Source organism: uncultured Aquincola sp. (assembly GCF_964001545.1).
Lineage (GTDB): Bacteria > Pseudomonadota > Gammaproteobacteria > Burkholderiales > Burkholderiaceae_C > Aquincola.
Genome location: NZ_CAXFDV010000644.1, coordinates 1 through 7,793, shown reverse-complemented (window position 1 = coordinate 7,793; position 7,793 = coordinate 1). Strand labels below are relative to the sequence as shown.

The following is a 7,793-nucleotide window of genomic DNA, read 5'->3' as shown; positions in this document are numbered from 1 at the left end:
GTGGTGGCCGGCGAGGTGCGCAGCCTGGCCCAGCGCAGCGCCGAGGCCGCCAAGGAGATCAAGACCCTGATCGGCGCCAGCGTCGAACGGGTGGAAACCGGCTCGCGCCTGGTGCGTGATGCCGGCAGCACGATGGGCGAGATCGTGGCCAGCGTGCAGCGCGTGACCGACATCATCGGCGAGATCACCGCCGCCTCCGCCGAACAAAGCCAGGGCATCGGGCAGATCGGCCAGTCGGTCCACCAGCTCGATCAGATGACGCAGCAGAACGCCGCGCTGGTGGAGCAATCAGCCGCCGCCGCGCAAAGCCTGAAGGAACAGGCCCAGCGGCTGACGGCGCTGATGAACACCTTCCGCACCGAGCCGGCGCTGCACTGAGCGGGGTTCAGTACCCCAGCCCGTGGCCGTACGGGAACAGCGGCTGCGCCGAGTCGTGCGGCAGGTCTGACTTCTGCGCGGCCACCGCTTCCATCGAGCGCGGCAGCTCCACCGGCAGCTTGCCGCGCGGGCTGGCGCGGCCGGTGAGCACGTCGAACAGCGCCGCGTCGCTGACGCCGAAATTGGCCAGCAGCGCATCGACCTTGTCCACCAGCGCGGTGAGCACGGCCGGCCGGTCCATGTACACCGTGACCACCGTGGGCACCACCGCGGCCGCGGCCTTGATGGCTTCGTAGTCGGCCTGGCCATCGGCAAAGGCCAGCGTGCCTTCATGCTGCAGCAACCCGAAGATGTAGCCCGGGTGCAGCAGCTCGCTGGGCGTGGCGGTGCGCACCAGGGCCACGTCTGCTTCAGCCGGCGTGGCCACCACGGTGTAGCCATAGCTGCGCGCCACGTCGGCATTGATGCCGTACAGCCAGACCTTGCGCACGCTGGCCGCCAGCGGCAGCCGCTGGTTGCGGTTTTGCAGCAGCACCTGCGAGCGGCGCTGCGCCTCCAGCGCATCGGCATGGTGGGCGGGCGTAGCCACCAGCGTGGCGGCGGCCTGCGCCTCAACATACGGGTTCTCGAACAGGCCCTGGCGGAACTTCTGCCGCAGGATGCGGCGCACCGAGGTGTCCAGCCGTGCTTCGGTCAGCTCGCCGGCCTGCACCGCCTGCACCAGGAAATCGCTGTCTTCGGTGCCGCCGAACTGGTCCATGCCCGCGTCCACCGCCTTCACGAAGCGGGCACGCCGGCTCAAGCCCTCCACGCCCCAGGAGGTGCCGAAGGACGAGAAGAACGCGAACGGCGACACGCCGGCCGGCGCGCCGGTCAGGCAGGGCCCTGTGCAGTCGGAGGTGATGCCCCAGTCGCTGACGATCACGCCGTCGAAGCCGCGGCGGTTGCGCAGCAGCTCGGTCAGCAGCGGCTTGTTGTAGCCGCCGCCCACGTTCTCCAGCGTCACGCCGTCCACCGTCACCGTGCCTTCGGGCATCGAGTAGGTCGGCATCAACGAACCCACGCCGGCCGCGAAGGCGCCGTCGAAGGCTTTGAGGTGCTCGGCCAGGTTGGCGCCCGGAAAGGTCATCAGCTTGCCGTAGGGGTTGTGGCTGTCCCAGCCGTCCTTGGCGGCGCCGTAGCCGCCCCAGTGCTTGACCACCGCCACCACGCCCTCGGCCGCCAGGCCGTCGCTGCGGCCCTGAAAGCCCTGCACATAGGCCTGCACCTGGCGGCTGACCTGCGCCCGGTCTTCACCGAAGGTGCCGAAGATGCGGCCCCAGCGCGGCTCGGTGGCCAGGTCGGCCATCGGCGACAAGGCCACATGCAGGCCCACCGCGCGGTACTCCTGGCGGGCGATGTCGCCGAAGCGGCGGGTCAGGTCGGCATCGTCGATGGCGGCCAGGCCCAGGGTCTCGGGCCACTGGGTGAAGCCGCCGCCCGACACGCTCTGGCCCACGGTGTACTGGAAGTGGTTGCGCGGATCACTGCTGATGGACACCGGAATGGCCAGCCGCGTGGTTTCGGCCAGCGCCTGCAGCTGGTTGTGCTGGGTGGCCAGCGTGGCGGCGTCGGCGCTCATGCGGGTGATGAAGGTGTTGACGCCTCGCTGCGTGACCAGCGGGCCGGTGGCCGCCAGGTCGATGGCGGTGCCTGCGGCGTCCAGCACCAGAGTGCCGTGCATCATCGCGCCGGCCTTTTCGGCCAGGTTCATGCGGCCCACCAGGTCGGCCGCGCGCGCCTCGGGGCTGCGGCGCCAGTCCTCGAAGGGCTCCAGCGTGCCGTTGCGGTTGAAGTCCTTGAACTGGTAGCCGTCCTGGCTGATCAGCGGCAGGCTGTCGCGGCCCAGCGTGGCCTGGGCCGGCCGGTCGTCGCCGCTGCCACAGGCGCCCAGCCAGGGCGCGATGGCCAGCAGCAGCCAGCCGCCAGGTGGCAGCACGGCGCGGCGGCGGGGCGAGGGGGTCGAAGGCCGGCGCGGGCCGGCGGTGTGTTGCAGCATGTCTTGTCTCCTGCGTTGTGGGGCCGCGCATGCTGCAAGCCGGGCCGCCGGGCCGTTGTGCCGGCGGGGGCAGCCACTTGACCTGCGGGAGCAGGCAGCGGCGCTTGAGGGTTAACACGGGATGAACGAATGTCGGCTTTCGTTAATCCTGCGCTCATGTTCAGCAGCCCCCCGCCCTCGGTATCGATGACGCTGGCGCGCGTGATGTGCGATGCCTTGCAGCACCAAGGCCTGCCCGCCGACGAATTCCATCGCCGCACCGGCATCAGCCCGCATGAGCTGGCGCAACCCGGCCTGCGACTGGGCAGCCAGCGCCACGAACGGGTGCGGGCCTTGATGAGGCTGCTGGCGCCGGCGCCGGCCGACCTCTCGGCCGTGGACCGCGACAGCCTGTACTGGCATTGGCCGGAGCAGGCGGCGCTGTGGTTCAACCAGGCCGATGCCGCCCGCGCGCTGGAAGACTGGCTGCAGTTCCGGCCGCTGGTGGGCAGCACCGACAGCGTGACGCTGCAGTCCCGCGACGATTGCCTGGTGCTGACCTACCGACCCGATTGCGAAGGCGCAGGTGCGCTGCACAGCGTGCTGGCCAACTTCGCCATCGTGCGCGAGATGCTGCGTGAGCATGGAGCCGCCGCCGGCCCGCGCGGCCTGCAGCTGCGCGCCGAGCTGGCCGGCACCGGCTACAGCCGGGTGCGCCTGGCCTGGCAGCACCGGCTGCAGATGCCGGTGCACGCGGGCAGCGAAGTGGCGGCGCACCGCCTGATCGTTCGCGGCCCGGCGCTGCGCGCAGCACTGGTGCCGCACAACGCCTGGCTGGCCGAGCGCAGCCGCCAGCTGCTGCACAGCCGCCTGCAGGCGCTGGCCGGCCAGCCGGTGGCCGACGATCTGCTGTCGCGCGCCGAAGCGGTGCTGTGCAGCCTGTGGGACGCCAGCGGCGCAGACCCTGCATCGGCCGACGACGTGGCAGGCGACGACGAGCCGCTGCAGGCCCTGCACCGGGCGGTGGCGCAGGCGCTGGGCTGTTCGCGCTGGACACTGCGGCGCCACCTGGCCAGTGCCGGTCTGCCCTTTGCCGACCTGGTGGAACGCCTGCGCGCGCGGCGCCTGGCCGAGCTGCTGCCGCGCCAGGACCTCAGCCTGCTGGAAGTGGCCTGGCGCACCGGCTTCCAGTCGGCCAGCGCCTTCAGCCGCTACCACCGGCGGCGCTACGGCGTGGCGCCTTCCGTGCGCCGCCGGGGGCTGCAGCAGGCGGCCTGACACATCCGGGCACAGCTTGGCCGCCGGTCCCATAGGCTGAGCCGCTGTTGTCCTACATCGGGGCGCAGGGTGGCTGACCAGAATCGGCGCACCTCAAGAACCGATGATGGAGACGCGCGTGGCTCAAGCCGGTGTCAGTGCCACTGCGAACGCCCCAGCCAGCCCCGGCGCCAAGCGCCTCTGGGAGCTGGACGCGGTGCGCGGGCTGATGCTCGTGCTGATGACGCTCACCCACCTGCCCACGCGCCTGTCCAACCCGACCGGGCAGCCCTTCGGCTTCGTCTCGGCGGCCGAAGGCTTCGTGATGCTGTCGGCCTTCATGGCGGGCATGGTGTACACCGCACGCGAACGGCGTGATGGCGCCGACGCCATGCGCGGGGCCTTCTTCAAGCGGGCGCTGAAGATCTACGCCTGTCAGATCGCCTTGCTGATCTTCCTGATGACGGTGGTGGCCCTGATGGGCCTGCTGATCGGGCAGGAAGCCATCATCAACCTGATCGGCTTTTACCTTGACCGCCCGCTGGCGGCGCTGTTCAGCGGCCTGCTGCTGATCTACTCGCCGCCGCTGCTGGACATCCTGCCCATCTACATCGTGTTCATGCTGGTGAGCCCGCTGCTGCTGCTGCACGGCCTGCACCGCGGCTGGGGCGGCATCCTGGGCCTGAGCCTGCTGGCCTGGCTGCTGGCGCAGTTCGACCTGGGCGAGGCGGTGTACAACGCGGTGACCAGCGTGGCGCCCATCCCGGTGCCCTACCGCCAGACCGGCTCGTTCGAAATCTGGGCCTGGCAGTTCCTGTGGGTGCTGGGGCTGTGGATGGGCTCGATGCAGGCCGAGCGGCCGGATGCGCCGCCCACGGTGTTTCCGCGCTGGATGGTGCACACCGCCATCGCGGTGGCGTTGGTGGGCTTTGTCTGGCGGCATGTGATCGGCCAGAACCCGTTCCCGGGCCACGGCACGCTGCAGCCGCTGTTCGACAAGTGGCACCTGGGCCCGTTGCGCCTGATCAACTTCATGGCGCTGCTGCTGCTGACCATGCACTTCGCGCCCTGGCTGCGGCGCCACCTGCCGCGCCTGCCGGTGCTGGAAACGCTGGGCCGCGCCTCGTTGCCGGTGTTCTGCGCCCACCTGGTGCTGGCGCTGCTGGCACTGGCCCTGGCCGGCGACGTGCAGCCGCAGCGGCCCTACTGGGTCGACCTGGCCATCGTGGTGGTGAGCTTCCCGGCGCTGTACCTGGTGGCCTGGATCAGCGGTGAGCTGGACCGCCGCACCGCTGCCAAGCGGGCCGCGCTGCGCCAGCGCATGCAGCGCAAGCCGAAGCCGGCGCCGCGCGGCGTCAGCGGCCCGACGTCGACACCAGCGTCTTCAGCGCCTGCGGAGCCGACGTCGTCGTCGCGGCGGGCTGCGCTGGGGCCTGCAGCACAGCCTGCTGCACCCCGGCCGGCCGCAGATGCGGGCTGATGACGCTGCGCCACAAGGCGTAGCCCTCGGCGTTCATGTGCAGTGAATCGGCCGAGAACAGCTCGCTGCGCGGCTGACCGTCGGCCGTGAGCATCGGGCTGAAGATGTCGATGAAGTCGAGGTTGGGCGTGGCCTGGGCATAAGCGGCGATCAGGCTGTTGGTCTCCCGCACCGCGGGCACCAGCGACGCACGCAGCGGGCTGGGCTTGATCGACAGGTAGGCGATGCGGGTGTCTGGCAGGGCCTGGCGCACCGTCTCGGTGAACTGCGTGAAGCTTTGCAACACCTGCTGGGGCGTGCGGCCTTCGGCCAGGTCGTTGTCGCCGGCGTACACCACCACCAGGCGCGGCTTGTAGGGCAGCACCAGGTCCTGCACGTACTGCGCGCAGTCCAGCATGCGTGAGCCGCCGAAGCCGCGCTTGGTCACGGCCTGGCCGGGCGCGCCAAAGGCTTCTTCCAGCCCGTTCCACAGGCGGATCGACGAGCTGCCCACGAAGAGCACGCCGCCCGGCTCGGGCGCATGCAGCTTGTCCTCGGCGGCAAAGGCGTCGAAGCTGCTCTTCCAGCGCGCATCCACCGGCGCGCTGACGGGGGCACCGCGCGTGCTGGGCGAACCGGCGGCGGTGGCCGACTGCGCCCTCACCTGAACAGCAAAGGCGGACAGGCCCAGACCCAGGGCTGTGAGCAGCAGGGACGTCTTGCGCATGGGGGCGGCACTCCTAGACAACGACAGCCCCGAGAGACTACCGCGGCGGCCACCGGTTCCACCCGGTAGCCGGCTGTTGCATTTGGCACCGCGGCAGCGCACCGCCGCCCGGGGGCCGGTCAGTCGCGCACGCGGAAGCGGCCGATGACCTGCGCCAAGTGACGGGCCTGCTCCTGCAGGCTGGTGGCCGCGGCGGCGGACTCTTCGACCAGGGCCGCATTCTGCTGCGTCATGCGATCCACGTCGGCCACCGCGGCATTGATCTCGCCGATGCCGCGGCTTTGCTGGTCGGTGCTCTGAGTGATCTCGCCCACGATGCCGCTAACGCGGCGTGCGCTGGCCAGAATGGCCTTCATCGATTCGCCGGCTTCGCCCACCAGCCGCCCGCCCTGGTCCACCCGTTCCACGCTGTCGTGGATCAGCGTCTTGATTTCGCGCGCCGCCTCGGCGCTGCGCCGCGCCAGCTGCCGCACCTCGCCGGCCACCACCGCAAAGCCCTTGCCCTGATCGCCGGCGCGGGCCGCTTCGACCGCGGCATTGAGCGCCAGGATGTTGGTCTGGAAGGCGATGCCGTCGATGGTGCCGATGATGTCCGCGATGCGGGCCGAGCTGTCCTTGATGCCGTCCATCGTGGCCACCACCTGGTCGACCACGGCGCCGCCACGGTCGGCCAGCGACGCGGAGTCTTCGGCCACCTGGGTGCCGGCCACGGCCTGCTGCTCGCTGCGGCGCACCAGCTCGGTCATCTGCTCCATCGAAGAAGCGGTCTGCTGCAGATTGCTGGCCGTCTGCTCGGTGCGACCACTGAGGTCGTGCACGCCCACCGAGATTTCCTGCGAGGCATGGGCAATCGCCTCGGCGCTGCCGCGCACGTCGCGCATCACCTGTTCGATGTTGTGCACGAAGTCGTTGAAGGCCAGCGCGATCGCATCGATCTCGTCGCGGCCCTTGACCGGCAGCCGCTGCGTCAGATCGCCGTCGCCCGAGCCGATCTGGCGCATGGCTTCCTGCACGCGGCGCAGGCCGCCCAGCAAGGCGTTGATGGACACCGTGGTCAGCGTGGCGGCCGCAGCGGCCACCAGCACCAGCGCGGCGCCCAGGCTCCACAGCAGCGCTTGCAGCGGGGCCAGCGCCTCGCCACGCTGCGCTGCGGTCACCAGCACCCAGTCGGTGCCGGGCACCGCGGCGCTCTTGACCAGAAAGTCGCCATCGCCCATGCGCACCGGCGCGGGCGGCCGTTCGCCGGCCTGCACGCCTTGCAGCAGCGCGGGGGTCAGTTCGGCCGACAGGTCGGTGGCCGGCTTGAGGATGCGCTGCCGGTCGGGGTGGGCCAGGATGCGGCCCTCCTTGTCGAGCAGGAACACATAGCCGCTGGGCGTGGGATGGATGGTGGCCAGGCCAGCCACCACGTTGTCCACCGTCACGTCGGTGCCCACCACCGCCATCACACGGCCGGCCTCGCGCACGGCCTGCGCAAAGGTGACGACCAGCTTCTTGGACGAAGCGGCGATGTAGGGGGCGGTGATCACCGGCTTGTCGCCGGCTTCGGCCAGCTTGTACCAAGGCCGTGCGGTGGGGTCGTAGTCGGCCGCACGCTGGCGTGCGGGCACCGAAATCATGCGTTTGTCGGCATGGCCCACGTAGGCCAGCTCCAGCTCACCGGCGGTGAGCGCCTGCTGCAGCGCGGGGTTGGGGTCGGCCTGGGCCGCAGCCGGGGCCAGCGCCACCACCAGGCGCTTGTTGGCGGCCACCCAATCACCCAGCTTGGCAGCCTCGGAAGCGCCAACGCGGCTGAGCTGCCCGTTGAGGTCTTCCAGCAGCGAGGCGCGGGTGAATCGATAGCTGATGAGTCCCACCACGGCAATGGCGGCAATGACGATCAGCAGGCTGGTGCCGATCAGGCGCAGGCGGATGGTGGCGAACATGGCGACAGCGGGTGCGGCGGGTCGGCGCCC

At 70.6% G+C, this 7,793-nt stretch carries 5 protein-coding genes and 1 pseudogene; 3 read left to right on the top strand and 3 right to left on the bottom strand.

The genetic code is table 11. The features are described 5' to 3' along the window. A partial coding sequence (locus tag ABNT58_RS22420) for a methyl-accepting chemotaxis protein (protein ID WP_348755620.1) occupies positions 1-378 on the top strand: 378 nt, incomplete at its 5' end. A 7-nt stretch (positions 379-385) separates the two neighbouring features. Here ABNT58_RS22420 and ABNT58_RS22415 read toward each other — a convergent pair. Further along, complete coding sequence (locus tag ABNT58_RS22415) at positions 386-2,416, bottom strand: glycoside hydrolase family 3 N-terminal domain-containing protein (RefSeq protein WP_348755619.1); 2,031 nt, start codon at positions 2,414-2,416, stop codon at positions 386-388. Positions 2,417-2,572: 156 nt separating this feature from the next. Between ABNT58_RS22415 and ABNT58_RS22410 the strand changes: the two genes are divergently transcribed. Together ABNT58_RS22410 and opgC are read left to right on the top strand one after the other, a co-directional pair. Continuing rightward, entirely contained in the window at positions 2,573-3,673 is a 1,101-nt protein-coding gene (locus ABNT58_RS22410) for a helix-turn-helix transcriptional regulator (RefSeq protein ID WP_348755618.1), read from the top strand. Between the two features lie 103 nt (positions 3,674-3,776). Further along, positions 3,777-4,919: pseudogene (gene opgC / locus ABNT58_RS22405) on the top strand (OpgC domain-containing protein); the annotation flags it as partial. 88 nt (positions 4,920-5,007) lie between these two features. Here opgC and ABNT58_RS22400 read toward each other — a convergent pair. Then, on the bottom strand, positions 5,008-5,838 hold the full coding sequence (locus tag ABNT58_RS22400; protein ID WP_348755617.1) for an SGNH/GDSL hydrolase family protein: 831 nt from the start codon (positions 5,836-5,838) through the stop codon (positions 5,008-5,010). Positions 5,839-5,957: 119 nt separating this feature from the next. Further along, positions 5,958-7,793: methyl-accepting chemotaxis protein (locus ABNT58_RS22395; protein WP_348755616.1), on the bottom strand; the 1,836-nt coding region annotated here is incomplete at its 5' end.

What these genes read in the sequence shown, in the direction of transcription:
- ABNT58_RS22400 (WP_348755617.1), bottom strand. Translation starts at nt 5,838, where the DNA reads ATGCGCAAGACGTCCCTGCTGCTCACAGCCCTGGGTCTGGGCCTGTCC.
- ABNT58_RS22415 (WP_348755619.1), bottom strand. Translation starts at nt 2,416, where the DNA reads ATGCTGCAACACACCGCCGGCCCGCGCCGGCCTTCGACCCCCTCGCCC.
- ABNT58_RS22410 (WP_348755618.1), top strand. Translation starts at nt 2,573, where the DNA reads ATGTTCAGCAGCCCCCCGCCCTCGGTATCGATGACGCTGGCGCGCGTG.